The organism is Actinomadura barringtoniae (genome assembly GCF_017573505.1).
GTDB lineage: Bacteria > Actinomycetota > Actinomycetes > Streptosporangiales > Streptosporangiaceae > Spirillospora > Spirillospora barringtoniae.
Genome location: NZ_JAGEOJ010000023.1, coordinates 21,317 through 47,605 on the forward strand (window position 1 = coordinate 21,317; position 26,289 = coordinate 47,605).

The 26,289-nt window shown below is 69.4% G+C and carries 30 protein-coding genes; 17 read left to right on the top strand and 13 right to left on the bottom strand.

Going from position 1 to position 26,289, the window contains the following annotated elements:
* Positions 1–7: 7 nt before the first annotated feature.
* Positions 8–949: a helix-turn-helix domain-containing protein gene (locus J4573_RS42650; protein WP_243774489.1), complete on the bottom strand. Its 942-nt coding sequence runs from the start codon at positions 947–949 to the stop codon at positions 8–10.
* A 71-nt stretch (positions 950–1,020) separates the two neighbouring features.
* Here J4573_RS42650 and J4573_RS42655 point away from each other — a divergent pair, with 71 nt between their 5' ends.
* On the top strand, positions 1,021–1,347 hold the full coding sequence (locus tag J4573_RS42655) for a cupin domain-containing protein (RefSeq protein ID WP_208261881.1): 327 nt from the start codon (positions 1,021–1,023) through the stop codon (positions 1,345–1,347).
* 21 nt (positions 1,348–1,368) lie between these two features.
* Here J4573_RS42655 and J4573_RS42660 read toward each other — a convergent pair whose 3' ends face one another.
* Both J4573_RS42660 and J4573_RS42665 read right to left on the bottom strand, forming a co-directional pair.
* Positions 1,369–2,196 carry an ABC transporter permease gene (locus tag J4573_RS42660; protein ID WP_208261882.1) on the bottom strand — a complete coding sequence of 276 codons (828 nt, stop codon included), beginning with the start codon at positions 2,194–2,196 and terminating at the stop codon, positions 1,369–1,371.
* The gene (locus J4573_RS42665; RefSeq protein ID WP_208261883.1) at positions 2,193–3,191 is read right to left on the bottom strand and encodes an ATP-binding cassette domain-containing protein; all 999 of its coding nucleotides are present in this window, start codon (positions 3,189–3,191) and stop codon (positions 2,193–2,195) included. Before J4573_RS42665 ends, J4573_RS42660 begins: the two co-directional genes overlap by 4 nt.
* A gap of 65 nt (positions 3,192–3,256) precedes the next feature.
* On the opposite strand from J4573_RS42665, the gene J4573_RS42670 reads away from it, so the two are divergent.
* Both J4573_RS42670 and J4573_RS42675 read left to right on the top strand, forming a co-directional pair.
* Positions 3,257–3,859: a TetR/AcrR family transcriptional regulator gene (locus J4573_RS42670; RefSeq protein WP_208261884.1), complete on the top strand. Its 603-nt coding sequence runs from the start codon at positions 3,257–3,259 to the stop codon at positions 3,857–3,859.
* Positions 3,860–3,971: 112 nt separating this feature from the next.
* Entirely contained in the window at positions 3,972–4,133 is a 162-nt protein-coding gene (locus J4573_RS42675) for a hypothetical protein (protein ID WP_208261885.1), read from the top strand.
* 25 nt (positions 4,134–4,158) lie between these two features.
* Here the strand turns inward: J4573_RS42675 and J4573_RS42680 are convergent, their stop codons facing one another.
* Together J4573_RS42680 and J4573_RS42685 are read right to left on the bottom strand one after the other, a co-directional pair.
* Entirely contained in the window at positions 4,159–4,446 is a 288-nt protein-coding gene (locus J4573_RS42680; protein ID WP_208261887.1) for a hypothetical protein, read from the bottom strand.
* A 173-nt stretch (positions 4,447–4,619) separates the two neighbouring features.
* Positions 4,620–5,234, bottom strand: coding sequence for a TetR/AcrR family transcriptional regulator (locus J4573_RS42685; protein ID WP_208261888.1), 615 nt, complete (start codon positions 5,232–5,234; stop codon positions 4,620–4,622).
* 80 nt (positions 5,235–5,314) lie between these two features.
* On the opposite strand from J4573_RS42685, the gene J4573_RS42690 reads away from it, so the two are divergent.
* The 4 genes from J4573_RS42690 (at position 5,315) to J4573_RS42705 (ending at position 8,064) form a co-directional block, all read left to right on the top strand.
* Positions 5,315–6,754 carry a carotenoid oxygenase family protein gene (locus J4573_RS42690; RefSeq protein WP_208261890.1) on the top strand — a complete coding sequence of 480 codons (1,440 nt, stop codon included), beginning with the start codon at positions 5,315–5,317 and terminating at the stop codon, positions 6,752–6,754.
* On the top strand, positions 6,751–7,467 hold the full coding sequence (locus J4573_RS42695; protein WP_208261891.1) for an alpha/beta fold hydrolase: 717 nt from the start codon (positions 6,751–6,753) through the stop codon (positions 7,465–7,467). Before J4573_RS42690 ends, J4573_RS42695 begins: the two co-directional genes overlap by 4 nt.
* A 32-nt stretch (positions 7,468–7,499) precedes the next feature.
* Positions 7,500–7,604 carry an alpha/beta fold hydrolase gene (locus J4573_RS55705; RefSeq protein ID WP_208261893.1) on the top strand — a complete coding sequence of 35 codons (105 nt, stop codon included), beginning with the start codon at positions 7,500–7,502 and terminating at the stop codon, positions 7,602–7,604.
* Between the two features lie 70 nt (positions 7,605–7,674).
* Positions 7,675–8,064, top strand: a complete 390-nt coding sequence (locus tag J4573_RS42705; RefSeq protein WP_208261894.1) for a hypothetical protein — start codon at positions 7,675–7,677, stop codon at positions 8,062–8,064.
* Here the strand turns inward: J4573_RS42705 and J4573_RS42710 are convergent.
* Positions 8,059–9,015, bottom strand: coding sequence for an NsdA family TPR-like regulatory protein (locus J4573_RS42710; RefSeq protein WP_208261895.1), 957 nt, complete (start codon positions 9,013–9,015; stop codon positions 8,059–8,061). The genes J4573_RS42705 and J4573_RS42710 overlap by 6 nt on opposite strands.
* 8 nt (positions 9,016–9,023) lie before the next feature.
* Positions 9,024–10,148 (bottom strand): helix-turn-helix domain-containing protein, encoded by a 1,125-nt coding sequence (locus J4573_RS42715; protein WP_208261896.1) that lies wholly within the window; start codon positions 10,146–10,148, stop codon positions 9,024–9,026.
* 115 nt (positions 10,149–10,263) lie between these two features.
* Here J4573_RS42715 and J4573_RS42720 point away from each other — a divergent pair, with 115 nt between their 5' ends.
* On the top strand, positions 10,264–10,461 hold the full coding sequence (locus J4573_RS42720) for a hypothetical protein (protein ID WP_208261897.1): 198 nt from the start codon (positions 10,264–10,266) through the stop codon (positions 10,459–10,461).
* 234 nt (positions 10,462–10,695) lie between these two features.
* Here the strand turns inward: J4573_RS42720 and J4573_RS42725 are convergent, their stop codons facing one another.
* Positions 10,696–12,162 carry an MDR family MFS transporter gene (locus J4573_RS42725; protein ID WP_208261899.1) on the bottom strand — a complete coding sequence of 489 codons (1,467 nt, stop codon included), beginning with the start codon at positions 12,160–12,162 and terminating at the stop codon, positions 10,696–10,698.
* A gap of 101 nt (positions 12,163–12,263) precedes the next feature.
* Here J4573_RS42725 and J4573_RS42730 point away from each other — a divergent pair, with 101 nt between their 5' ends.
* The gene (locus J4573_RS42730) at positions 12,264–12,854 is read left to right on the top strand and encodes a TetR/AcrR family transcriptional regulator (protein ID WP_307797354.1); all 591 of its coding nucleotides are present in this window, start codon (positions 12,264–12,266) and stop codon (positions 12,852–12,854) included.
* Here J4573_RS42730 and J4573_RS42735 read toward each other — a convergent pair.
* Positions 12,851–13,393 carry a helix-turn-helix domain-containing protein gene (locus J4573_RS42735; RefSeq protein ID WP_307797356.1) on the bottom strand — a complete coding sequence of 181 codons (543 nt, stop codon included), beginning with the start codon at positions 13,391–13,393 and terminating at the stop codon, positions 12,851–12,853. The genes J4573_RS42730 and J4573_RS42735 overlap by 4 nt on opposite strands.
* A gap of 70 nt (positions 13,394–13,463) precedes the next feature.
* Between J4573_RS42735 and J4573_RS42740 the strand changes: the two genes are divergently transcribed.
* Complete coding sequence (locus tag J4573_RS42740) at positions 13,464–14,369, top strand: alpha/beta fold hydrolase (RefSeq protein ID WP_208261900.1); 906 nt, start codon at positions 13,464–13,466, stop codon at positions 14,367–14,369.
* Between the two features lie 8 nt (positions 14,370–14,377).
* Here J4573_RS42740 and J4573_RS42745 read toward each other — a convergent pair whose 3' ends face one another.
* The gene (locus tag J4573_RS42745; protein ID WP_208261902.1) at positions 14,378–15,034 is read right to left on the bottom strand and encodes a TetR/AcrR family transcriptional regulator; all 657 of its coding nucleotides are present in this window, start codon (positions 15,032–15,034) and stop codon (positions 14,378–14,380) included.
* Between the two features lie 135 nt (positions 15,035–15,169).
* On the opposite strand from J4573_RS42745, the gene J4573_RS42750 reads away from it, so the two are divergent.
* A complete protein-coding gene (locus tag J4573_RS42750; RefSeq protein ID WP_208261904.1) occupies positions 15,170–16,462 on the top strand; it encodes a YncE family protein in 1,293 nt (430 codons plus the stop codon).
* Here the strand turns inward: J4573_RS42750 and tatA are convergent.
* Positions 16,377–16,718, bottom strand: a complete 342-nt coding sequence (gene tatA / locus J4573_RS42755) for a twin-arginine translocase TatA/TatE family subunit (RefSeq protein ID WP_208261906.1) — start codon at positions 16,716–16,718, stop codon at positions 16,377–16,379. The two genes, J4573_RS42750 and tatA, sit on opposite strands and share 86 nt — an antisense overlap.
* Positions 16,715–18,262, bottom strand: a complete 1,548-nt coding sequence (locus J4573_RS42760; RefSeq protein ID WP_208261907.1) for a flavin-containing monooxygenase — start codon at positions 18,260–18,262, stop codon at positions 16,715–16,717. The genes tatA and J4573_RS42760 overlap by 4 nt, the downstream gene beginning before the upstream one ends.
* A 74-nt stretch (positions 18,263–18,336) precedes the next feature.
* On the opposite strand from J4573_RS42760, the gene J4573_RS42765 reads away from it, so the two are divergent.
* The 5 genes from J4573_RS42765 (at position 18,337) to J4573_RS42785 (ending at position 24,547) form a co-directional block, all read left to right on the top strand.
* A complete protein-coding gene (locus tag J4573_RS42765; RefSeq protein WP_208261908.1) occupies positions 18,337–18,948 on the top strand; it encodes a TetR/AcrR family transcriptional regulator in 612 nt (203 codons plus the stop codon).
* 129 nt (positions 18,949–19,077) lie between these two features.
* Positions 19,078–20,955, top strand: a complete 1,878-nt coding sequence (locus J4573_RS42770; RefSeq protein ID WP_307797357.1) for a hydroxysqualene dehydroxylase — start codon at positions 19,078–19,080, stop codon at positions 20,953–20,955.
* Between the two features lie 96 nt (positions 20,956–21,051).
* Complete coding sequence (locus J4573_RS42775) at positions 21,052–21,999, top strand: DMT family protein (RefSeq protein ID WP_208261910.1); 948 nt, start codon at positions 21,052–21,054, stop codon at positions 21,997–21,999.
* Positions 22,000–22,084: 85 nt separating this feature from the next.
* Positions 22,085–23,254, top strand: coding sequence for a PucR family transcriptional regulator (locus J4573_RS42780; protein ID WP_208261912.1), 1,170 nt, complete (start codon positions 22,085–22,087; stop codon positions 23,252–23,254).
* 36 nt (positions 23,255–23,290) lie between these two features.
* A complete protein-coding gene (locus J4573_RS42785) occupies positions 23,291–24,547 on the top strand; it encodes an oxygenase MpaB family protein (protein ID WP_208261913.1) in 1,257 nt (418 codons plus the stop codon).
* Between the two features lie 6 nt (positions 24,548–24,553).
* Here J4573_RS42785 and J4573_RS42790 read toward each other — a convergent pair whose 3' ends face one another.
* Positions 24,554–25,177, bottom strand: a complete 624-nt coding sequence (locus J4573_RS42790; protein WP_208261914.1) for a TetR/AcrR family transcriptional regulator — start codon at positions 25,175–25,177, stop codon at positions 24,554–24,556.
* An 82-nt stretch (positions 25,178–25,259) separates the two neighbouring features.
* On the opposite strand from J4573_RS42790, the gene J4573_RS42795 reads away from it, so the two are divergent.
* Positions 25,260–26,261: an oxygenase MpaB family protein gene (locus J4573_RS42795; RefSeq protein ID WP_208261915.1), complete on the top strand. Its 1,002-nt coding sequence runs from the start codon at positions 25,260–25,262 to the stop codon at positions 26,259–26,261.
* Positions 26,262–26,289: the final 28 nt, after the last annotated feature.

Consider the following 26,289-nt stretch of genomic DNA (forward strand, 5'->3'; position numbering starts at 1 on the left):
GCAACGCCTAGGTCCGGAACGTTCGCCGGTAGGCGCCGGGCGTGGTGCCCAACGCCCCGAGAAAGCGTCTCCGCAGATTGGTGGCCGAGGAGAGCCCCACCCGGCGGGCGATGGCCTCCAACGAGAGGTCAGAGGACTCCAGCAGTTCCCGGGCCGCGGCCAGCCGCTGGTTGAGTAGCCACTGTCCCGGCCCGACGCCCAGCTGATCGGTGAACCGACGGGCGAGCGTGCGCGTGGAGACGCACGCTCGCCCCGCCATCTCCTCGACCCCGATCGGCTCGCCGAGCCGTTCCGCCGCCCACTCCAGCAACGGCGCGAGCGTCCCGTCGATCTGAATGGGGCGTGGCGGCGCCGAGTACTGCAACTGACCGCCCTCACGATGAGGCGGCATCACCATCCCTCGTGCGACATGCGCGGCGAACCCGGCCCCCTGATCGACGCGCACCAGATGCAGGCACAGATCGATCCCGGCGCCCGCTCCGGCGCTGGTGGCCACGTCCCCGCCGTCGACGTAGAGCACGTCCGGGTCGACCTGAACGTGCGGAAAGCGCGCGGCCAGATCCTCCGTCCGCGCCCAATGCGTAGTGGCTCCGCGCCCGTCCAGCAGCCCGACGTGCGCCAGCGCGAAGGCCCCCGTGCAGATGCTGACCAGCCGCGCTCCTCGCTCATGCGCGCTTTTCAGCGCCCGGGTCACCGCGGCCGAAGGCGCCTCCTCCACGGGCAGCCAGCCTGGAACGACCACGGTGTCGGCGTCCTCAAGCGCCTCCAGCCCGTCCTCGATCACCATGTCGAACCCGTTGCGCGTGCCGACCCGGCCGGGTCGTTCGGCACAGACGCCGAACCGGTAACGCACCGCCTGACCGGGCGGCCGGGCCCCGAACACCCCGGCCGCGCAGCCGAGCTCGAACGTCGCCTGCCCCTCCCGTACAAGAGCCACCACGCGATGCATGGCAGAAAAGTACCGCGAGATGTCTTTTCTGACACTCGGCGGGGCGGTCGGTACTGGATGAAGCTGGCTCCATGACGACAGAACTCCCCGCCTTCGAGTGGTCCACCTTGGAAGACGCCCCGGTCCGCGAGCTCTTCCCAGGCATCCACCTGCGCACCCTCTGGCACGGCGACAACGGCGCGACGGCTCACGTCCTGCAGATGGACCCCAACACCACCTGGCAGGGCATCGACGTCCACGAACCCGGCCCCGAAGAGGTCTTCGTCGTCTCCGGCACGTTCAACGACGGCATCCGCGACTACCCGGCAGGCTCGTTCATCCACGCCCCCAGGGGATCCGCCCACGTCCCCCAGACGACGACCGGCTGCACCCTCTTCCTCTTCTACCCCGAGGGCTGACGCCGGGGTCTTGGCCGCCCCTCAGCCTCGCCTGCTGTAGAGGTGGAGGGTGAGCGGTCCGCACACCACGGCGATGGCGGCGGTCGTGAGGAGCGACCAGGCGACGGCACCGCCCGCGTCGCCGCCGTTCATCAGTGCCCTGGCAGCGGCCGCGACGTGGGTGAGCGGGTTGACGTCGACGAAGGCCTGGAGCCAGCCGGGCATGGTCCGGGGCTGGACGAAGATGTTGCTGGCGAACGAGAGCGGTATCAGCACGGCGTTGGCGATGCTGATGACGACCGCCGGATCCCGTACGAGCAGGGCGACCACGGCCCACAGCAAGGACAGGGCGAGCCCGAACGCGATGACCAGGGCGACCGCGGCGACCACACCCGGCGCGCCCCCGTCGGGCCGGTATCCCATGGCCATCCCGAGGCCCACCACGATCGCGCTCGCGAACAGGTAACGGGCTGCGTCGCTGAGCAGGCCGCCCACCACGAACGCGCCGCGCCACACGGCCAGCGAACGGAAGCGGTCGAACGCCCCGGTCGTCACGTCCTGGGCGAGCCGGGCGCCGCCGTACATGGTGACGATGGCGATGCTCATGCTCAGCACGCCGGGCAGCAGGAGCTTGAGGTAGGCGCCGGTCGAGCCGCTGATCGCGCCGCCGAAGAGATAGGTGAACAGCACGGTGAACAGGACCGGGATCGCGATCGAGTCCACGAGCTGTTTCGGGTCGTGCTTGACCTTGAGCACGGCCCGCCGCCCGAAGGTCGCGGAGGCGGTGAGCGCTCCGGCACGGCGGCGCGACCGCCCCGCGGCGAGCAGGGCATCGATCTGGTGGGTCTGCGCGACGGGCGGGGCGCTCATGCGTTCACCTCCTCGCGGTCCATGTCGGCCGGGTGCCCCGTCAGTGCGAGGAACGCCTCGTCCAAGCTGGGCTGCCCGAGACCGACCTCCGCGACCCCCACCCCGGCCTCGGCGAGCCGAGTCAAAGCGCGCCCGACCAGCAAACCTCCATCCGCCAGTCCCTCCGAGTCGGCGAGCAGCATCGACAACGCGAGCGGGTCAGCGGCGAGCCGCACCGTCCCCTCCAGTTCGTGGGCCAGAACCCGTTCCGCCTGCGGGCGCTGCTCGCCGTCAAGAAGCCGGATGTGCAGCGTTCCCGAGCCGACCCGGGACTTGAGCTGGGCGCTGGTGCCCTCGGCCACGATCCGGCCGTGGTCGATGACCGCGATCTGCTCGGCGAGTTGGTCGGCCTCGTCCAGGTACTGGGTGGTGAGCAGCACGGTGGTGCCCGCCGCCGCGATCTGGCGGACCAGCTCCCACACCTGGTTGCGGCTGCGCGGGTCCAGCCCGGTGGTCGGCTCGTCGAGGAACAGCAGGTCGGGGGTCACGATCAGGCCGGCCGCGATGTCCAGCCTGCGCCGCATCCCGCCCGAGTACCCGGCCACCTGCCGTGCCGCCGCGGCGGTCAGGTCGAACGCGGCGAGCAACTCCTCGGCGCGCCGACGACCCCCAGCCCGGGACAGGCCATGGAGTCGCCCGAGGATGATCAGGTTCTCGTACCCGGTCAGGTCCTCGTCCAGCGCGGCGAATTGGCCGGTCACCGAGACCCGGGCCCGGATCGCATCCCGTTCGCCGAGCACATCGTGACCGAGCACGCGGGCAGTGCCGCCGTCGGGCCTGGTCAGGGTGGCCAGGATGCGGATCGTCGTGGTCTTGCCCGCCCCGTTCGGACCAAGGAACCCGAACACCTGCCCGCGCCTCACCATGAGGTCTATCCCGTCCAATGCCCGGTTCTCCCCATAGGTCTTGACCAACCCATGCGCCTCGATCGCCGGCCCCGCGCTTTTCTTTGACATGCTGTAAGAGTTGTCTATCTCTTACAGCACGTCAAGATTGCGGCCGAACAGATATCGTTGCTGGAATGGTCGACTCGTCCGCCGCCACGCCGATCCGCCCCCGCAGGGCCGACGCTCGGCGCAGCATCGACGCCATCCTCGACGCGGCCCGCACCGTCCTCGGCGAACGCCCGGACGCCCGAATGGAAGAGGTCGCCGCCGCGGCCGGCGTCACCCGCCAGACCGTCTACGCGCACTTCCCCTCACGCGACGCCCTCATCGCCGCTCTCATCGAGGTCGCGGCCGACGAGTACATCGCGGCTCTCGACGCCGCAGGCCTCGACACCGCCCCGCCCCCCGACGCCCTGGCGGCGTTCCTCGACGCCGGCTGGCGCTTCCTGCGCCGCCACCCCCTCATCCTCAACCTCGCCGCCATCCCGCGCCCCACCGCCAACGACCCGCACGACGTCGTACCCCCACGCCTGGAACGCCTCATCCAGCGAGGCCAGGACACCGGCGACTTCGACCGTTCCCTCTCCGCCGCCTGGCTGACCTCCGCCGTCATAGGCCTCCAACACGCCGCCGCCGCAGAAGTGGCAGAGAACCGCCTAACAGCCCAAGAAGCAGCGTCCGCATGCCTAGAAAGCACCCTCCGAGTCTGCGGCCGCCCCACCCGCCCACCGGCCTGACCCGGCCCCGGATTAATCGCTTGCCCCAGGGGCACGCATCACCAGTACCGTCCATATCGAGGCGGACCCGGAAGGCAGCAGGCCGGTCATTCTTGGCCATGCCGATGACCAGTTGCTGTTCATGTGGGCCCTCGGCCTCCTTGGCGACCCAGCGGACTTCGGCAACTTCCGTGACCTGGCGGCCGAGCCCACCTTGCGGCGCCTGCAGCACGACCCTGATGAGCAGGTGCGCAAGTTCGCCACTCGTGGCCTGGCAAGGATTCACCGCAAGTAGCAGGCCTTGACTCGTCCCCCGGTGCTCAGAGCTTGTGGCCCTGGAGGCCGAGCTTCTTCTTGCCGTACGGGGAGAAGACCATCGTCGCGATCCAGCCCGCGTGCACTTGGGCGATCTGGGCTGGAAAGGGCATGACCGGGAGCACGTTCCTGCCGTTGGCCCAGTTCATCAGCAGGCCTTCGGTGGTCTCGACTGCTGAGACCACCATCGTGACCTTCAGGTCGTCCTCGGCCCAGGTGTTCCATAGGGCCCAGCCCTCCGGCCGTTCTTCAACTGCGAGTCGCGCGCACGTCTCTTCGTAGGTGTCAGTCATCCCAAGCGGCATCACCGCTGGGCGGATAAGGGCCACGCCTGCGAGCTTCAGCGCAGGTGACTGCGTTGGCGAGCCTCTCGATCTCCCTCAGGTAGTCGAGTTCGGTGGGCTCTGGCCTGGTCATGGCGAGCAGTGTCGTATTGCGGCGAGGTGGCTGCGCAATGGGTTTTCGGTCAGGTGGCGGGGGAGCGCTCGGGAGCTCCGGGAGCCAGGACGCCTAGACCGAAGAGTTCGGTGACCTGGTCTATGAGGGTCTCGGCTTGGGTGGAGTCGAGGTAGTTGTCGACGAACATCTGGGAGAGGCCGTAGACGAGGGCCAGGGCGGCTAGGCGGATCAGGTCGGGGTCGGTTTGGCGTAGCTCGCCTTGTTGTTGGGCGGTGACGATCAGGTCGGTGACGGCTTGGGTGAACGCCCTGTGGCCTTCTTCTAGGACGGGTGTGCGCGTTCCGCCGAAGAGGGCGCCGCGCAGGAGCGCGAAGCGGTGCGGGTAGTCGAGCGCGTACTGCACGAACGCGGTCCCCAGGGCGCGGAACGGGATGGATTCGGCGGCGTTCACGGCGGCCATCTGGACCTCGCCGAAGTCGACGGCGACGGCCTCGGTGACGGCGGTGAGGAGCGCGGCGCGGTCGGCGAAGTGGCGGAACGGGGCCGAGGGGGCGACGCCTGCTCGGCGTGCGACCTCGCGAACGGCCACGGCGTCGGCGCCGGACTCGTCCAGGAGCTCGATCGCGTGCGTGACCAGGGTCTTCGGCAGGGAGCCGTGGTGGTAGGGCCGCCGGGTGTCCATGCGGCCAGTCGTACCACATCTTGACAGGGCATGTGAACGCTGATCACATGTATGTGATCGGCGATCACATTGGAGGGCGCATGGATCTGCGGCGTGGTGGCTGGGCCCGGGAGGTCGATGCCGAGCTTCGTGTGAGCCAGGGGAGCGTTCCCGAGGGGCTGGCGGGGACGCTTTATCGGAACGGCGCGGGCAACCATCTGTCCGACTATGTGATCGACGGGGACGGCCTGGTCAGCGCGGTCACGTTCGCCTCGGGGGAGGTTCGGGTCCGGTCGCGGTACGTTCGCACGCCCTCGTATCGGGCGGCTCGGGATGGGCGGCGGGTGCGGCTGGCGGGGGCGAACGCGGAGGGTGGGCGGCTCCGCAATGTGCTTCAGCGTCCGGCCAACTCTCAGGCCAACACGTCGGTGACGATGATCGACGGCAGGCTGCTCGCACTGTGGGAGAGCGACCTGCCGTGGGAGCTGGAGCCCGGCACGCTGGAGACGCTTGGGCAGTGCGATCTCGGTGGCGCGCTGGAGCCTTCGGGGCCGTTCGGGCGTCGGTTGGGGCGTCCCTACTCGGCCCATCCGTGCTGGGACCCTGGGCGTCGGGAGCTGTGGAACTTCGGCTGTGTTTACGGGCCGCGTCCTCGGTTGGAGATCTACCGGAGCAGGAAGGGCGGGCCGACCGAACGTCTTCGGTCGATCAGGCTGCCGAGGCGGTTCATGGTCCATGACTTCGCGATGACCGAGACTCATCTGGTCTTCTGCCTTGGACCCGTCATCTTGGATTTGGGCGCGGTGGCGTCGGGCCGGTCGCCCGCGTTCCAGGCGATGCGCTGGCACGGCGACGAGCCCACGCGGATTCTGCTCGTTCCTCGGGCGGGTGGTCCGTTCCGGATCGTCGAGGCCGATCCGTGGTTCCAGTGGCACTTCGCCGGGGCGTTCGACGACGGCGACGACATCGTCTTCGACCTGGTCCGGTTCCGGTCGTGGACGGTCATGCACGAGGCCATCGCCAGCATGAGCCACCTGACCGATCCGTCGTGCTTCCCCGTCGGGCGGCTGTGGCGCTATCGGGTGGGAACGTCCGGGAAGGTCGAGGCTCACCAGGTGCACGGGCTGCCGCTCGAATGGCCCACCATCGATATTCGCCGTTCCACCGGCGCGCATCGCAACGTCTATGGCGCGGCGGCCGCCGACGCCACGGCGGGCGTGGCGCTGACGGCGGTCGCGCGCTACGGCACCGAGTCGGGGGAGGCCGACATCCACGACTACGGCCCAGGTCATCTGGTCAGCGAGCCCATCTTCGTTCCTCGTGACCCGGGGCTTGTCGACGACGCGGGCTGGCTCATCGCGTACGAGAGCCATATCGCCGAGGGGACCACGAACATCGTCGTCTTCAACGCCGAGGCGGTCGCCGATGGGCCTGTCTGTACCCTGCCGGTTCCTGAGAGCCTCGGCTTCACCTTCCATGGGCAGTGGATCCAGCGATCGAGCGATCATTCGCAGCGACGAGTTGAGGCGAGGCAGGCATGACCATGGACACCCAACGGATCTCATCCTTCAGACGCGACGGGCTGGTCTTCGATGTGGTCGACCAGGGGCCGCTGGAGGGGGAGGTCGTGGTGCTGCTGCACGGGTTCCCTCAGACGGCGCGCTGCTGGGATCGGCTGGCGCCGCTGCTGCACGAGGCGGGATACCGAACGCTGGCGCCTGACCAGCGCGGATACTCGGCCGGGGCTCGGCCGCGTGGGCGGTACGCCTATCGCCTGTCCGAGCTGGTCGAGGACGTCGTGGCGCTCGTTCAGGCGGCCGGGGTGCCCAAGGTGCACGTGGTCGGGCACGACTGGGGCGCGCCGGTCGCGTGGTCGCTCGCCGCCAGCCGTCCTGACCTGGTCGCCACCGTGACCGCGCTGTCGGTTCCGCATCCGGCGGCGTTCATGCGGGCCATCTTCACCAGCCGGCAGTTCTTCATGTCCTGGTACATGTTCGCGTTCCAGGTGCCCTGGCTGCCCGAGCTGGCCCTGCGCCGGCTCGCCCTGAACGCCAGGTCACGCCTCATCGCGGGAATGGCGGACGGCGGCCAGACCGAGGCCAACGCCGCCAGGGACATCGACTTCATGCTGAAGCCGGGGGCGCTTACCCCGGCGCTCAACTGGTATCGGGCATGCCGTTCAACCCGCCTGGGCGGCTGGCCGCGGTCAAGGTTCCGGCGCTCTTCATCTGGAGCGACAAGGACCCCGCCCTAGGCCGTACGGGCGCTGAGCTCAACCGCAAATTCGTGACCGGCCCCTACACCTTCCACACCCTGAAGGGCGTCGGGCACTGGATTCCAGAGCAGGCCCCTGACGAGGTGGCAGAACTCCTGCGCACCCACCTCAAGTAGGTCTTCTGCCCCGCGTACTTGAGTACACGTACTCAGGCGCCGACCGCCCGCCGCGCCGAGCATGGTTGGCATGAACGATTACTACATGCCCTGGCAGCCGCCCGTACGGCACCGCAGGCGCGGAATGTCCTTCCTGCTGGCCACGCTGCTTCTGGTCGTCGTGCCAGGGATGCTCGCTCTGATCGCAGGGGCCGTCGCCTCGGACCGTGCCCCGGTCGGCTGCGACGACAGCGGGATGTTCAGCTGCATGTCCCCGCGCGACACCGTCGTGTTGTACTCGTTCATCGGTGTGTTCGTCCTGCTCCCGGTCTGGGGCGCGACGATGATGACGCTGGGTGCGCTGCACATGATCCCGCAGACCCGTGACTGGCCGGCGCTGGGGCAACTTCTCACGGCGCTGCCGGTGGGCGTCCTGGGCGTGCTCGGCCTCTGGGTCATCGGCTTCGCCGGAGCGTCATGAGGAAGGTGAAAGCGCTTCGGCTTGGCGCATGAGCCGGTCCGACCCCAAGCGCTCGCCCAACGAGGTCAGGTCGCCCGCCAGCCGCCCCGCCTCCTCACGTTCACCCGCCTGCAAGTGCGCACGCCCCAGCTGGTAGATGAACTCGCCCGACCATTCCGACCCCCGCATCTCCACCGGGAGACCGCTCAGACCCTGGCCGAACGCCTTGATCGCACGCTGGTTGTAGCGCTGGTCATGGTGCCCGAGGTAGCGATAGGCCAGCCCGCGCTCCAGCTCGAAGAGCGCGGGGGAGTGGTAGTAGAGCCATGGCGGCGCGTCATCCAGCCGCTCCCGCGCGGCCGCAGCCTGCACGTCCGCCTCATCAAGCTTGGCCTCGGCCGCCCACGCGTCGCCCGTCATCGCATGCCCACGCGCCTCCTGAGAGCACGAGATAGCGCGCTGCCCGGGATAAAGCCCATCACCCCGCACCGCCGCGGCGGACAGCCCAATGGTCGCCCCCGCCTGGCCCGACATCCAGGCCAGATGCCCCTTGAAGCTGACCACCTCTGAAACCAGATCGACGTCCGCGCTCTCGGTCGCCCACTCCAGCGCACGATCGAGATGCCGATTGCCCGCCGCCACGTCACCACAACTAGCCCGCAGCCACCCGTAGAACTGCGCCCACTGCCCCCCGACGTTCACCATCTCCGAACGCAGCGGCCCGCGCGCCTCGGCGACAAGATGCCCGATCATGTCGAGCTGCGCCCGCACAGGCCCGAGCAGCGGCCCGGACCCGATCACGTCCTCGGTCCGCCGCTGCGCCGCCAGGATCGCCGCCAGCGACTCGATCACCGAACGATCCACCCGCGTGGGCCGACAAGCCGCCTTGATCAGCCGTTCCTCGTCCTCGGGGTTGAGCTCAGTCTGGCCGTGCCAGCTCTGTCCTGTTTGCGGCCCGTCGTGAGGTGCCACTCAGCACCTCACACGGCCGCGAGCGCTTCGGCTTGGCGGATCAGGCGGTCCGAGCCGAGCCGTTCGCCCAACGAGGTCAGTTCGCCCGCCAGCCGTCCCGCCTCGTCACGTTCACCGGCTTGGAGATGGGCGCGGCCTAGCTGGTAGATGAACTCGCCCGACCACTCGGATCCGCGCATCTCCACCGGGAGACTGCTCAGGCCCTGGGTCAGATACTCGATCGCGTCCGCGTTCCGGTCGGGCAGGCTGCGGCCGAGGATGCGGTAGGCGACGCCGTGCTCCATGGTGAAGAAGCCGGGCGTCAGGTAGTAGTACTCCCACGGGCGGATGTCCTCGGGCGTGAGCTGCTCTGCCTCTTCGGCGGCCTCGTCGACAAGGCGATCGACCTGGTCGGCGCTTCCGCGCAGGGCATGACCTCGGGCCTCCTGGTAGAGGTCATAGACGCGGCCTCCACGGTCTCTGCTGCGCTGCCCTACCTGCGACAGGCCGATCATCGCCCCCACCTGACCGGCACGTTCGGCCACATAGCCCTTCCACGACATCACGGCGCCGACCATGGCCCGGTCGCCGGTCTCGGTGGCCCAGTCGAGCGTGGTGCCGAGGTAGGCCATCGCACGATCGGCCTGGTTGTTGCCTGCGTGCAGCCACCCGGCGAACTGCCCCCACTGCGCGCCGACGTCCAGGAGCGAGGTCCGGATCGTTCCCCGGGCTTCGGCGATCAGCTGCTCCATCATGGTGAGTTGTGCGCGGACAGGGCCGAGGAGAGGGCCTGACCCGATCACATCCTCGGTCCGGCGCTGGGCCGCCAGGATCGTGGCGAACAGCTCGATCACTGAGGCGTCGACGCGGAAGGGGCGTTGCGCCGCCTTGATCAGCCGTTCCTCGTCGTCGGGGTTGAGGTCGCCGGTGGGGTCGGGCAGGGCGTCGAGGTCGGTCTCGAACGTGGCGGCGTAGGCGAAGCGGTAGCGCTCGCTGATGCCGACCTTGCCCGCTTCCCAGCGCTTCACGTACGCCTGGAGTGTGTCGAGGTCGGGGCACTGGTCGGACACGTGCGGGGTGAGGCGCCGCGCCATCTCCAACCTCGTCCAGCCGCGCCGCGTCCGTTCGGCGCGCAACTTGTCGTGGAGCGCCATCAGCACCTCGCGTGTTCAGGATTGTCGATCCCTGTGCTCATTCTGCCTCTGACCGTGCCGCACCGGCCGCGGATGTACTGGCCGTGACGGAATCGCCACACATGGAGAGGGAACGGTGCGGACCACAGTCGACGAGATCAAGGCGGAGCTGCGCGCGGAGTTCCGCGACTGGTCGATCATCACGACCGACGCGGGGCGCTGGTGGGCCACGCGCGGGCCCAAGCGGGGCGATCAGGTGCAGGCGGGTGCGTCGTGCGTGGACGCGGATACTGCGGAGGAGCTGCGGGCCCGGCTGATCGAGGTGTGCCGGTGAACGAGTCGCTGGATGCGCTGGGAGTTGTGTTGGAGGGGCGGGGTCTCGGGACTCGGCGGCGGGCTGAGCTGCTGCATGTGTTCGCTCCGGAGACGCCTTGCTTTGGGGAGAGTGTGCGGGTGGAGGAGGGGTGGTTCTTCTCGTCGACAGGGGTGGCGCTGGGGCCTTGCTGGGATCTGGGCAGTGTGGCGGAACGCCTCGGGCGGGTGGTCGAGGCGTTCCGGCCGGGGGTTGTCATGAGGTGGTGACGGGCTCTTTGGCAGGCTGTGGGGAGGTGGGCTTGCCGCGCAGGGGGACCTCCTTCACGAGGAGGGCGGCGGCTAGGGCGACCAGGCAGAGGGCTCCGGCCAGGAAGAAGATGTGCTGCGTTCCGTTGGCTACGGCGTGGAGGTAGGCCGGGCCTGAGTGCGCTCCGTCTGCGTTCTGTAGGGAACGGGTGAACAGGGCGCCGAAGACCGCCACGGCGATGGAGCCGCCCAGGGTGCGGAAGAGCGTGACCGCTGCGGTGGCGGCTCCTATGTCGCGCATCTCGACGCTGTTCTGGGCGATGGCCGTGGTCATCTGCATCATGCAGCCGAGGCCGCCGCCGATGAGCGCCATGAAGAGGGCGGTCATCACGCGGGGCGTTGAGGTGTCCATGGTCGCGAGGAGGAACGATCCGGCGGCCAGGAGGATCGATCCCAGGATCGGGAAGATCTTGTAGCGCCCGGTGCGGGTCATGATGCGGCCGGGGAACTGGGAGACCAGCACGATCGGGGCCATCATCGGCAGCAGGAGGAGGCCGGAGTCGGTGGCGCTGGCGTGCTGGACGGTCTGCTGGAACAGCGGCAGGTAGAGCGAGCAGCCGAACATGACGCCGCCCACCACTGCGATGAGGACCGCTACCAGTGGGAGGTTGCGGGTGCCGAAGATGCGCAGGGGGAGGACCGGTTCGACGGCTCGGCGCTGGGACCAGATGAACGCGGCCAGGCCGAGCAGGGCCGCTATGGCGAGGCCGAGGATCTGGGGGGACGTCCAGGCGTAGCGGACGCCGGCCCAGGTGGCGGCCAGGACCGTTGTGCTGATGGTTGCGCCGAGGATGAGGATTCCGGGCCAGTCGATGGTCGCGCTCTTCTTGACGGCGGGCAGGCGCAGCATGACCTGGGACCAGATGAGGGCGATCACGCCGAGCGGCAGGTTGATGTAGAACGCCCAGCGCCAGCCGAGGTGGCCGGTCACGACGCCGCCGAGGAGCGGTCCGCCGATGGTGCCGAGGGCCATGACCATCGAGGTCATCCCCTGGTAGCGGCCTCGTTCGCGCGGGGGAACGAGGTCGGCGATCACGGCGAACGCGCCGACGGCGAGGCCGCCCGCGCCCAGGCCCTGGACGGTACGGAACGCGATCAGCTGGCCCATCGTCTGCGCGGCCCCCGAGGCGGCGGAGCCGATCAGGAAGACCACGATCGCGGTCAGGAAGACGTTCTTGCGGCCGCGCAGGTCGCCCAGCTTGCCCCACACGGGTGTGGATACGGCCGTCGCCAGGATGTACGCGGTGACCACCCAGGACAGGTGGTCGAGCCCGCCGACGTCGCGGACGATCGTCGGCATCGCGGTCCCGACGATCGTGTTGTCGAGCATCGACAGCAGCATCGCCAGCATCACGCCGAGCAGCATCAGGCGGATTCGCCCCTCCGACGGGGCCTCTTGTTCAGTCGTGGACATGTCGTCACTCCTTTCGTTCGCCCTCAAGGTAAGTGCAACAGCTAAGAAAGTGCAACTGTTCAACTTTTCATCCCGTTCAACCTTTGGGGTAGGCTGGGAGTGTGACCGAGACGATGGGGCGCCGCGAACGCAAGAAGGCCGCCACGCACAAGGCGCTGGCGGACGCCGCGCTGGAGCTGTTCCTGGAGCGCGGTTACGAGGACGTCGGCGTACGGGAGATCGCCGAGGCTGCCGACGTGTCGGTGACCACGCTGTTCAAGCACTTCCCGGACGGCAAGGTCGCCCTGCTGTTCGACAAGGACGACGAGCGCGAGGCCGGGCTGCGGGCCGCCGTACGGGACCGTCCGGCCGGCCAGTCGGTGATCGAGGCCCTCCGCCGCGAGGTCGCCGGTGACCGGGTCGACCGGTACCGGGCCACCCCGCGCTTCGCGCAGTTCATGGACTTGATCAACAGCACCCCGGCGCTGCGCGACTACACGCGGCGGATGTGGCTGCGCCACGAGGCGGCCCTGGCCGAGGAGATCGCCGTCGCGGCGGGCCTGCCGGAGGACGACGCCGCCTGCGCGGCCCTGGCGCACTTCGCCCTGGAGGCGGGCATCCTGGCCCACGCCAGACCCGACCACGAAGAGGCCCTAGAGCGGATCTTCGACCTGCTGGAGAACGGCTGGAAGTCGGTGACCGGCGAGGGTTAGTCCTCCTGGGACGGCTCCTCGGTGGGGAAGAAGATCGGGCTCATCAGGTAGGGCGTGCGGCCCGGCCTGGGCTCGTTGCCGCGCCTGCGCATGACGATGTCGGTGAACTCGCCGATCAGCTCGTTCAGCTCGTCCCTGTCCATCCAGATCGGGAACTGCGTGTAGCCGACCAGGTCGGCGACCGGATCGGCGCCGTCCCGGTCGAGGTAGGCGTTGAACTCGGCGTGCAGGACCGCCATCGCCGCGGCGAACGCCTTGCGATGATCCTCCAGCGTCATCGTCGCGGCCATGTCCCGGTCGATCACCGTCCGCTCGCGCCGGAGCCGGTAGCGGCGTTCGACGGCGCCGTGCACCCGCTGCTCGTCCACGACCTCCAGGACGCCCGCGTCGGCGAGCAGCGCGACGTGCCGGTACGCGGTGGTCCGCGGTACGTCGGGCAGGTGCGCGCACAGCTCGGACGTGGTCAGCGTGCGCCCGCCGGACATGGCGTGCACGATCCGCAGCCGCACCGGGTGGAGGAGCAGGTCAAGGGTGTCCACGCGCTTACGATCCCATATTTGGTACCGTTACCAAAATTGGGATTGCAGGATCGATCGCAGGGAGCTTGCGATGCGGACAGAGGTCAGGCCGCCGCTCGGGCGGAACTACGACGTGGACGGCCTGCGGCTGTGGGCGCACAAGTCGGGCGGCGGTACGCCCGCCGTCGTCTTCCTTCCCGGAGCCGGAGCGGTCGGGATGGACTACCTGAGGCTCCAGGAGGGCGCCGCCGGGCTCGCCACCAGCGTGATCTACGACCGCGCCGGAACGGGATGGAGCGAGCGCGTCGATCTCCCGCGTACATCCACGCAGGCGACCGACGAACTCCGCGCGATGCTCGGCGTCATGGACGTGCCGGGCCCGTACGTCCTGGTCGGGCACTCGCTCGGCGGCCTCTACGCGCGCCACTACGCGCAGCGTTTCCCCAGTGAGGTGAGCGGCCTGGTCATGCTCGACCCCGCGCACGAGGACTACCAGGCCTACATGCCCAAGGAGCTGGTCGAACGCTGGGAGGCCTGGGACGCCGACGACGCGTTCCCCGACGAGCTGCCCGACGAGGTCGTCCAGTTCTACCGCGGGCTGTTCGGGGCGGAGTTGCGGGACTGGCCGGAGGAGACCCGCGAGCCGCTCGTCGACGGCCACGTCAGCGAGTCGTGGCTGCGCGTCGGGTTCGATGAGGCCAAGAACGTCGAGGAGCTGTACGACGAGGTACGCGGCGCCGGTCCGCTGCCCGACGTGCCCCTGATCGTTCTGTCGTCGTCGGAGGTCGACCCGTTCAAGCAAGCGGTGTCGCAGGGCATCCCCGAGGAGGCGCTGCGCCAGGAGATCGAGGGCAAGAACCGCCTCTACACGGCGTTCGCCCAGACCGTCCCGCGCGGCGAGATGCGGCCGGTCGAGGGAGCGGGCCACGTCACCATCACCTACCGCGGGACCGGCGCCGTGCTTCAGGCGATCAGGGACGTCCTCGGAAACTCCTGAGCGGAGTCCTAGGCGGAGATCGTGTGGATGCGGGCGAGCAGCATCTGCAGGAGCTCCTCGACGATCTCGTCCAGGGTGGCGTCGACCCAGCCGACGGCCCAGTCGTGCATGAGGCCGTTGACGGCGCCGATGAACGCGGTGGCGGTGACGCGGAAGTCGCCGGGCGCGATCTCGCCGCGCGCCGCCGCGGCGGCGCCCTGCTCGCAGAGGAAGTCGATCCAGCGGGCGCGGCGATCCAGGCGCTGGCGGTCCAGGCGCGGGCTGACGCCGATGATCTCGACGAACGCGATGCGGGTGTGGCGGGGGTCGGCGGTGATCCCGGCGGCGTACGCGCGGAACAGGCGGGTGTAGCGCTCGATCGGGTCGTCCAGGTGCTCGACCTGGGGGAGCGTCGCCAGGACGGCCCGTTCGGCGGCGTCGTTGACGTAGAGGTGCAGCTCGGCGAGCAGGTCCTCCAGGGTTCGGAACTCCTCGTAGAACTGGCGGGTGGACAGGCCCGCGGCGCGGCTGACGTCGGCGACCTTCGCGGCGCGGTAGCCGGGTCCGTCGCGGGAGCCGAAGAGATCCAGGCCCGCCTGGAGGAAGCGTTCGCGTCGCTCGGCCCGTCGCTCGTCCGCCGTCCTGCCGCCGTACCGGCCCTCGGCCGGCGTGATCCTGCCCGCCATGCATCGATTTTCGCGCATGGGGGTTGTGGCCGCCGTCACACGTGCCTACTATCCAGTAACCAAATCTGAATACGGCGATATTCAGACTTGGTTCCAGGCGCGATCTCCTACCCCCACCCCCCTTGGAGGACGGCCATGAGGACATCGTGGCGCGGATCGCTGCTCCACGGCGCTGTGTGCGCCCTCACCGTCGGTGCCCTGGTCGCGGGCACCTCAACGCAGGCGTCGGCAACGCAGGCGTCGGCCCGTTCCGCCCGGTCGGCTCAGGCCGCGGCTCCGTCGCTGCGGGAGGTGATGTTCGTCGGCAACAACTGGGAGGGCACCGCCGACGTCATCAAGCCCAGCGGCGACTTCGCCAAGATCGGGCGGATCAACGTCATCCCCGACAAGGACCAGCGGCTCACCGAGATCTACCTCAACCCGCTCAACCTGGCCGTGTTCTTGGGCATCCGGGCGACCGCGGGCGAGGGGCACGACCAGTTCGTCGACGACATGTACTCCACGCCCGACGGCAGCGCGATGGTCGCCTCCCGGCCCAGCTTCGGCGACGTCGTCTCGATCGACCTGACGACCGGCAAGGTCAGGTGGCGGTTCCCGGTGTCGGGTTACCGCGCCGACCACATGGCCGTCTCGCGCGACGGAACGAGGGTCGCGGTCTCGGCGTCCCTCACCAAGACCGTGCACGTCCTGGACATCAACACCGGCAAGCAGCTCGGCTCGTTCGCCACCGGCGACAAGCCGCACGAGAACATCTTCACCGCCGACGGCAAGTACATCTGGAACATGTCCATCGGCAACGTCGAGACCAATCTCGACGACCCGGGGCTGGACTGGACCAAGGGCGACCGGCACATCACGATCGCCGACGCGAACACCTACAAGGTCGTCAAGACCATCGACATGCGGTCGCGCCTCAACGCCGTCGGCAGGAGCGACCTGTCGAACGCGGTCCGGCCCGCGGTCTTCTCGCCGGACGAGTCCAAGCTCTACTTCCAGGTGTCGTTCTTCAACGGCTTCCTGGAGTACGACGTCGCCACCGACAAGATCACTCGGGTGAAGACGCTGCCCAAGAACCCGGCGACCAGCGACGACCGGACGACCTTCGTCAACGACTCGCGCCACCACGGGCTCTCGATGAGCCCCGACGGCGCCAAGCTGTGCGTCGCCGGGACGATGGACGACTACGCGACCGTGGTGAACCGTTCGACTCTCCAGGAGGGCCCGCTGGTCACCGCGTCCAAGCCGTACTGGGCGACGGTGAGCGGCGACGGCCGCGACTGCGTGATCTCCGAGAGCGGCGCCGACCAGGTCACCGCCATCGACTTCGCCACGGGCCGGAAGGTCACCTCGGTGCCGGTCGGTGACCATCCGCAGCGGGTGCGGCTGGCTCACGTTCCGGCGAACTGGACGAGCCCGCCGGCGAGCTGAGCGCGGGCCGGTCCGGCCGGCCGGGCTGGTCTGGTCCTCCAGCCCCGCCGGGCCGGGCCGGCCCGTTCTCGTAGCCGGAACGGGCCGGCTCGTTCGCTTCCGCGGTCTCGTCCTCGTACAGGCCCTTGGTCTCGGCCTTGAGGATGCGCGCGGACTTGCCCAGCGAACGGGCCAGCTGGGGGAGCTTGGCGGATCCGAACAACAGGAGGACGACCCCGAGGATGATGAGAAGCTCGGTCGGGCCAAGGGTGCTCATGCTGATTCCTCCACGTGGTAGTCGGCGGGGTTGAGGCGGCGCGTGCGGCGGCGGTAACCGGTCATGTAGCCGGGCCAGTTGTTGGTGTTGCGGCGTTCGGCGTCCAGGTACCAGCTGTCGCATCCACCGCGATTCCACACCGACGTGCTCAAGCGGCGCTGTGCGTCGGAGTCGAACTGGTCGAGAACGTCGGCGCGCACGTCGAGACTGCGGTTGCCCCTTCCGAGCAGGCGGGCGGCCTGGACGATGTAGGCGATCTGGCTCTCGAGCATGTGAACGATGGAGCCGGAGCCCACATTGGTGTTCGGCCCGTACATCAGGAAGAAGTTGGGGAAACCGTTCACGGCCAGGCCGAGGTACGCGCGGGCACCGTCCTTCCATGCCGCGTTCAACTCCAGGCCGTGCAGCCCGATGACGCGCATCGGCGCGACGAAGTCCTGCGAACGGAAGCCGGTGGCCAGGATGACGGTGTCGGCGGGGAAGTGCTCGCCGTCGGCGGTGCGCAGGCCGTGCGGTGTGACCTCGGTGACCGGGTGATCGATGACGTGCACGTTCGGGCGGTTCAGCGCCTCGTAGTAGTCGCTGGAGGTGAGGATGCGCTTGCAGCCCGGCTCGTACTCCGGTGTCAGGCGGCGGCGCAGCGCGGGGTCGCGCACCGTGCGGAGGGTGAACGAGCAGAGCGCGCGAATGTGCGCCGACAGCGCGCGGCGGCCGCGCGGGGTGACCAGCGCGGGGTTCAGCAGCAGCTCGAACCAGAGGAAGATGCCCAGCCTGGACAGCTTCTGCACGGCGGGGACGCGCCGGTTGAGCGCCTTGCGCCAGCGCGGGTAGACGCGGTCGGGCTTGCGGCTGACCCAGTGCGCCTCCATCTGGAAGACCGTGAGGTCGGCGGCGTCCGGCGCGATCAGCGGCACGAACTGCACGGCGCTGGCACCGTTGCCGATCACGGCGACGCGCTTGCCGCGCAGGTCGTGGTCGTGGTCCCAGCGCGCGGAGTGGAAGACCGTTCCAGGGAACGCCTCCAGCCCGGGGATCAGAGGCACGGCGGGGTTGCTGAGCTGCCCGCACGCGGTGACGAGCAGATCGTGGTCGCGGCGTTCACCGGCGGCGGTGTGCAGGCGCCAGTTTCCGGCGGCGGGCTGGAACTCGGCCTGCGTGACCTCGGTGCCGAAGCGAAAGTGCGGGCCGAGGTCGTAGGCGTCGGCGCAGTGCCTCAGGTAGGAGAGGATCTCGGGCTGCTCGGCGAAGCGGCGCGTCCAGTCGGGTTTGGGCTCGAACGAGTAGGAGTACAGGTGAGAGGGGGCGTCGCAGGCGGCGCCCGGGTAGGTGTTGTCGCGCCAGACGCCGCCGAGCCCGCCCGCCTTCTCGTAGATGGTGATGTCGGTGAACCCGGCCTTCTTGAGCCCGATGGCCAGGCCGATCCCGCTGAACCCGCTGCCGACGATCGCGATCGACGGTTCGCGGGGCGCCGCGCCCGGCGATGTGCGCGACGATGTGCCGGACGGCTTGCCCGACGAAGTGCCCGACGATGTCCTGCGCCCCATGCACGGCTCCCTGATGGCATTACCGACGTGTCTGTCGGTTAGGGTGAGGGCAAATCGGGAGGAGAGTCAAGAAGATGGCGGAAATCGCACCAAAGCCGCGCATGCGGGCATCGGCCCGCAGGGCGCTGATCACCGAGGCCGCGGTCAAGATATTCGCGGGCAAGGGCTATCATGCGACCTCGCTGGGTGAGATCGCCTCGGCGGCCGGCGTGGCACGGACCGTGATGTACGACCATTTCCCCTCCAAGCGGGTGCTGCTGCTGGCGGTGATGCAGGAGCAGAACGCGGCGCTGGTGCAGTACGTCGGCGCGCGGATCAGCGGCGCGGGACCGGCCGAGGAACGGATGCGGTCCACGATCGACGCCTACTTCAGCTTCGCCCAGAGCAAGCCCGCTGCCAGGAGACTTCTGTTCGACCATGGCGATGAGGGCGATCCGGAGATCCAGACCGTACGGCAGGGGATGCGCGAGGCGCGCACGCGCGCGGTGACCGCCCTGCTGTCGGGCGACATGCGGTCGGTCGGCGTGGAGCCCGGCGAACCGATAGGCGAGGCGATGGTCGAACTGATTATCACCGGCTTGGACGGCGTCGCGCAGTGGTGGGAGCGCAACCCCGAGATGCCCAAGTCGATGCTGGTCGAGGGTGCGATGCGCCTGTTGTGGTCGGGGCTGGGGAACGCCGGGTAGCCGCCGGGCCCGCTCGATCAAAGCCGCCGTGGGGCTTGACGCCCCGCGGCGGCTTGCTCATAGTAAGGGACCACTTGCAACCGACACTAGTGTCGGTTGTCGTCCCACCCCCGCAGAGGAGAGTGCGCCGTGGCGGACAACACCCCACCAACCACGGGATCGAGCACGGGATCAACCAGCGAACCGGAGGGCACCGGACCTCGGCAGTCGGAGGGAGTCGGCCGCCGCCAATTCGTCACCGGGGCCATCGCGGCGGCGGGCGCGGTCGCCGCGGTCGGCGCCATGGGCCAAGGACAGGCCTCGGCCGCGATGCCCTCGGCCCGGCGGGTGCCGAGCCTGAGACGAGCCGCGGCCGGCAAGCGAGTGGCCGTGTTCGGCGGCGGCATGGGCGGCCTGACCGTCGCCCACGAGCTCGCCGAACGCGGATTCCAGGTCACCGTCTACGAGCGCAAGGCCTGGGGCGGCAAGTGCCGCAGCATGTCGGTCCCGAACACCGGATCGGGCGGGCGCAAGGACCTGCCCGCCGAGCATGGGTTCCGCTTCTTCCCCGGCTTCTACCAGAACCTGCCCGACACCATGAGCCGCATCCCGCTGTCGGGCGGCGGCACGGCGTTCAACAACCTGGTCGCGGGCAAGGAGGTCGCCGCGTTCTACAACGGCACCAAGATGACCCTGCCCGCGGCCGGGACCATCGAGGGCACGCTCAGCCCCGACTCGCTGCTGGCCTTCCTCACCACCGCGCTCAACCTGGCCGGCAAGGTCTCGGTGGTCGAGATCGGCTACTTCCTGCAGAAGATGATCGCGTTCGTCACCAGCGGTCCCGAGCGGCGGTACAAGCAGTGGGAGAACATGAGCTTCTCCCAGTTCGTGCACGCCGAGAAGATGTCCAAGGCCTACAACGAGGTGCTGGTGGAGATGTTCACCGGCACGCTGGTCGCGGCCAAGCCGGACAAGGCCAACGCCCACACCATGGGCCTGATGGCCGAGGCGTGGGTCTACAGCACGCTGGGCCTGGGCGGCTACAAGGCCCCCGACCGGCTGCTGAACGCGCCGACCAACGACGCGCTCATCGACCCGTGGATGACCCACCTGCGCTCGCTGGGCGTCACGTTCCAGCCGAACGCCACCCTCACCAAGCTCAACGTCACCGACAAGAAGATCAGCGGTGCGCAGGTCACCGGTGACAACGGCGCCGCCACCACGGTGGAGGCCGACCACTACGTGCTGGCCGTCCCGGTGGAACGCGCCGTTCCGCTGCTGAACGACGACATCATCGCCGCCGACCCGTCCCTGAAGTCGCTGCGCGAGCTGACGACCGACTGGATGAACGGCATCATGCTCTACCTGCGCCAGCCGATCGACCTGGCCAAGGGGCACGTCGCCTACGCCGGCCAGCCCTGGGCGCTCACCTCGATCAGCCAGGCGCAGTTCTGGAAGAACAAGTTCGGGACCACCTACGGCAAGGGCGACGTCAACGAGTGCCTGTCGATCGACCTGTCGGCGTGGGACCGGCCCGGCGTCCTGTACGGCAAGGCCGCGCGCGACTGCACCTCCGACCAGATCATCAAGGAGATCCTCGCGCAGCTGCGCAAGTCGATCCCCTGGGGGGACGTCCTGCTCAGCGACGCCAACATCCACTCCTACTTCATCGACCCGGCCATCACCGGCAACGGCACCCCCGGGGTCGCCAACGACGAGCCCCTGCTCATCAACAGGCCCAGCTCGTGGAACTACCGTCCCGAGGCGACGACCGCGCTGCCCAACCTCTTCCTGGCCTCCGACTACGTGCGGGCCGACATCAACCTGGCCACGATGGAAGGTGCCAACGAGGCAGGGCGCAAGGCCGCAAACGCCATCCTCGACGCCTCCGGAGCGGGCGGAACCCCGGCCAAGCTGTTCAAGCTCTACCTGCCCAACGAGTTCAAGGGCTTCTACGACGACGATGACCGTCGTTACAAGGCCGGCCAGGCCAATGCGTTCGACCTGTGGGACCCGGCCAAGCCCTGACCCCTGAGAGCCCAACCCCCTCAGGGTCCCACCCCATGGCCCTCCCCAGGGTCCCACCCCCAGGCCCTGATGCCCTGAAGCCCGAAGGGTCCAGCCATGCCCATGCTCGCCATAGCCGTGCTGTCCACCGGCATCTATTTCGCCGGGCTGGTGTACTTCAAGCTCGCCGCCGAGAGGATGCATCCCCTTGCCGGAAACCATCCCTGGCAGCTGGCAGCCCAGCTGCTGCAGGACCGGGTCTGGCTCGTCGGGGCTTCCTTCCTGCTGGTGGGAGCCTGCGTACAGGCGGCGGCGCTGACCGGCCTCTCAGTGGTGAGCGCGCAGCCGATGTTCCTGGCGGGGCTAGGGATGCTGCTCATCCTGGGCCTCGGGGTGCTGGGTGAACGGCTCACGCTGCGCGAGTGGGGATGCGTCCTGATCCTGGCCGCGGCGGCGGCCATGTTCGGGGAGGCGTCCGATGGGGCTCACGACCAGACCGCGGTGGCGGGTGCGCCGCCGTGGCTGGTCGTGAGCGTGGCACTGCCGTCGCTGCTGGTGCCGGTGGCGGCGTTGCTGGCCAGCGACCTCTCCCGGAAGGGACTGCACTCGCGGCCCTTGACCGGGGTGGCGCTGGCCATCAACGTCGGCCTGCTCACCGGAACCGCCGAGCTCATGCTGACCGGGGCCGCCGACCTGGTCCGCAGTCCCCGGGAGCTCATCACCACCCCCTACCTCTACGTCTTCGTCGTCGTCGCGCCGTTCGCCCTGGCCCAGCTCCAGATCGCGTTGCAGCGCAACCGCATGGTCATCACCGGGTTCGTCGCCACCGCGACCGCCAAGACCTACCTGTTCGTACTGGCCGGACCGCTCTACCACGAGTGGTGGCCGGAGGATCGCGGCAGGCAGGTCGCGGTGGCACTCACCCTGTCCGTGCTGGCGATCGCCGCCGTTCCGCATCATGAACGCAAGGACGAACGGCAGCGGCAGCGACATCACGATGCCGGCGTCCACGGACACCGGCATGCCGAGGGACACCTGCGGGCTGAGGGGCATCGGCATGCCTAGAACGCCGATGCCCAGAGGCCAAGCGCCCGCGTCCAGAGGTCGTGTGAACGGTACGGCTACGGCCCGGCGGTGGAGCGAACGCCTGATGTTCGACGAGCTCGCGCCGCCGATCGCCGATGCCGCCGCCGACGCCGCGCAGGCTCACCTGAAAGCCGGCCTCGGCTCCCCAACCCGCGGCGGTCCCGTTGCGCCAGGCGGGACCGCCGCGCCCACCTTCGACGCCCTGCGTTCGGCGATCCGGCAGGGCGTGGCCGCGTTCCCCGCGTCGCTCGACCGGCCAGGACGCGTTCCGCCGCCCGCCGTCGCGAACGCGTTCTGGCGGCTCGGCGCGGCCGAGGCGCGCGCCGGGCGCGGCGCCGCCGACCTGCACGTGGCCCTGTCGATCGCGGCGCAGGTGACCGTTCAGCAGGTGACGGAAAGGGCGGTACGGAGCGGCCTCACCGCCACCCCCGACGAGGCCGGTCACCTGGCCCGCTGCAGCCTGGCCTACGTCGACCGGCTCCAGCGCGCCACGGCCGCCGGGTACGCCTCGGTCAGGACGCCGGCCGGCGCCGGTGATCACATCAAGCAGGAGCTCATCGACGTCCTGCTGAATCCCGAGCACCGCACCGCCGAGCTCGGCCGCGCCGCCGCGGCCGCCGGCTGGACCCCGCCCCGTACCCTGACGGTGGCCGCCGTCGGGCACGGCGCGGCCCCCTTGGACTTCCTCCCGCCCGACGTGCTGCTCGCGCGGCACCTGGACGTGCCATGTCTGTTCTTTCCCGACCCGAACGGGCCGGGGCGCCGCGCACTGCTCGACCAGATCCTCGGCGACCGTACGGCCGTCGTCGGACCCACTGTCGTCACCGCACGCGCCGCACTGTCGCAGCGGCTCGCCCGTAGCGCACTGGAACGCCTGCCCGACACGTTCCTCGCCGACTACAGGCCCGTGCACCTCACCGAGCACATCCCCGCGATGCTGCTGGTCAACAGCCCCGACCTCATCCGCCACCTGACCGAGGCCCGGCTGGCGCCGCTGCAGCGCCTGCGCCCGGCCCAGCGCCCGCGCGTCGCCGGAACGCTCCTCGCCTACTTCGAGTGCGGCTTCAACGCGGCCGGCGCCGCCGAACGCCTGCACGCCCACCCGCAGACCGTTCGCCACCGCCTCCGCGAGATCAACCGCCTCTTCGGCCCCGACCTCTACAACCCCGCGTACGCCCTGGACTACCTGATGGCACTGCGCGCCTGGCACCTGCTCGCGGACCACTCGTTCTAGCCTCTCGCCGTTCTGACCTCTTGGAGCTAGCCAGCCATGAAACGCGAACCCCGCCTCGCCCACCCCACGTGGATGACCAAACCCCCGTGGACGCTGGCGTTGCGGCTACTCGGGCCGGGGGACATCCGGGCGACGCCGTCGCAGCTCGCGGCGTTCCGTTCGTACGCCCAGGCAGGCGACCCGCTCGCCGACGCGGTGGCGCAGATGATCGCCCGCATGCCCGGCGCGTCCGGCCGCCGGCTGTTCGAGCGCGCGCTGCAGAACGGCATCGAGACCCTCGACGACCCGCCGCGCGAGCTGGTCGAGCTGTTCGCCGAGGTGGACACCGTTCCGTACTGGGTGAACCCGGACCTGCTGCGCAGCGGTGCCCGTGCGGTCGGCCGAACGGGCCTGCTCGGGTTGAGCATGGTCATGCCGTGCGCGTCGCTCTATGGCGGCTATCTGGCGTCCCGCGCGAACAAGACCCTGCTGCGCACCGGAGACCTGGACACGATGGCCCCGCGCCGCCTCGCCGAGACCGCGTCCTGGTGGGTGGACGTCACGACGCCGTCCGGCCTCGACCGCTTCGGCGCGGGGTTCATGAACACGTTGCGCGTACGGGTCATGCACGCCCAGGTCCGCGCCGCTATGAACGAACGCGAGGACTGGGACCGTTCAGCGTGGGACGCACCCGTGAACCAGGTTCAGCTGACCGGCACACTATTGCTCTTCTCGCTGGTGATGATGCTCGGCTCGCGCGCGCTCGGACTGCGTTTCTCGGGCCCCGACCGCGTCGCGGTCTTTCACCTGTGGCGGTACGTGGGACATCTCATGGGCGTGCACCCCGATCTGCTCCCGGCCCAGGAAAGTGACGCGTGGCGGCTGCTGTGGCTTGAGGCGTCCACAGAATTCATGCCCGACGAGGACTCGCAGCGGCTCGGGCGGTCTTTGATGCACGCGATGGCTCCGCTCCTGCTCCCGCCCGCTTTGAAGCAGTCCGCGTTCGCCCGCCACGCCCTGACCAACTACCTGATGTCCTATAGCCGCCTCATCCTCGGCAAGCGAAACGCCGACTTCCTAGGGGCTCCCGACGACCTGCGGTATCAGGCCGCCGTGGGAGCGACCGCCGCCGTCGTCTTCGTTCTGGAGACCGCGCGGACGCTGATCCCGGGCGCCACCCGGTTGAGCGAACGCCTTGGGCAACGCCGCCGCACCACCCTGATCCGCCGCATGACGCGCGAGCAGCACGCAGACCGTACGCACAGCCGCCAAGACGCCCGCCACATCACCGCCCCCGATCCCGGCACCGCCTGAAGGGGCCTATTCGCTGGCGAGTTTAAGAGCAGTCCGATGCAGCGCCAATGAGAGTTCGACCGCGTGGTCGACGACCGCGTCGAGGTCATTCCCGAGTCGCCCGTCCACCCACTGCTGGGCCAGCTCGCTCATCGCGCCGGTGAACATCATCGCCGTGACCAGGACCGGCAGCCGCGGCCCCTCCGTTCCGCCGGACGCGATCACCGCGTCCAGCAGGGCGGTCTCGGCGGCCCGGCGCCGCGCGGCCAGGACCTCGTTGCCGCGGGCCTCGGTGAACAGGACGCGGCCCCGCCGCGGGTCGTCGCTGATGAACTGCAGAACGCCGCGGATCCCGGCGCGCGTCCGCGCCTCCATCTCGGGCCCGGCCGCCTCGACGGTCCGTTCGAGAATCTCCGCGAGGGCCGCCGCCTGCCGGTCGTAGATCGCCGCGAGCAGCGCATCGGTATCGGCGAAGTTCTCGTAGAAGTAGCGGGTGTGCAGTTCGGCCTTCCGGCAGACCGCCCGGACCGCCAGCCCCGCCTCGCCGTCCTCACCGAACAGCGTGAACGCGGCCTCGACGAGCATGTCGCGCCGTTCCTGTTTGCGCCGCGCCGCCGGCACCCCTGCCCATCGCGTCGCCGACGTCGTCATGCCCGACACCCTACCAAGTCTGGACACGCCCGTACCCAAATGCTTATTCTGGATACAGTCGTAGCCAGACAGGGAGTGTCGAATGCCCGTCAACGTCCTCGCGAGCCGCTTTGAGCAGTCCTTCGACGCCGACATCCGGTCCCGCTTCTTCCGCGGCCTGGACTTCGCCGGCCCGGAGGGCGACCCCGGTTGGTTCGGGCCCGACAGTGCGGTCTGGTACGTGCACTCGCACCTGCCGACCCTCGTCCTCGGTCTCGTCTCCGCCGCGTACATCGAAGGCCTCGACCCGAGCATCAGCTGGATGGGCTACGACCACTCCCGCATCGCCGAACGAGGCGACGACGGCATCCCGACCGGCAACATCGACATCGAAGGCGCCTCGGTCCGCCTCGGTCACTCCATCTCGTTCTTCATCGGCACCGCGTACGGCTCCACCGAGACCGCCGAACGCCTGGCCCGCACCGTTCGCGCGATGCACCACACCATCAAGGGCACCCGCCCCGACGGCCTCGCCTACGACGCCGACTCGCCCGAGTGGCTGCGCTGGAACTACGCCACGGTGGTCTGGGGCCTGGCGACCGCGCACGAGCGCTACCACCGCCGCCCCCTCCGAGGTGCCGACCTGGAGTGCTACTACGCCGAGTTCGTCCGCATCGGTGAAGCCCTCGGCGGCACCGACCTGCCCGCCACCAAAAAAGAAGTCGCCGACTGCCTGGAGTCCTACCTCCCCAAACTCGCGATCACCCCCATCAAGGCGTTCGGCACTGGCCCCAACCTCCGCGACAGCCAGGCCAAGCCGTGGGAGCCGGGCAGCACCTTCATGGACTGGGCGGCCCGCGACATGCTCCCCGAATGGGCCCAGCGCCTGGCGCTCTACCAGCCGCCCAACGCCCTCCGCCTGCGCATGCGCCGCTACTCCCTCTGGCTGGCGGTGAACGGCCTGTACGAGGCGACCGGCCCCATCAAGGAGTTCCGCGAAGCCAAGGCCCGCGTCGCAGCCGGCACCCGGCCGCCCGTCCTCTCCACCGCTCCCACCGCCCCCGACCCCGTCCTCACCCGCGACCAGATCGAAGCCGCCGTTTGACCTCAGATCGCAATTCTGCGATATTTCG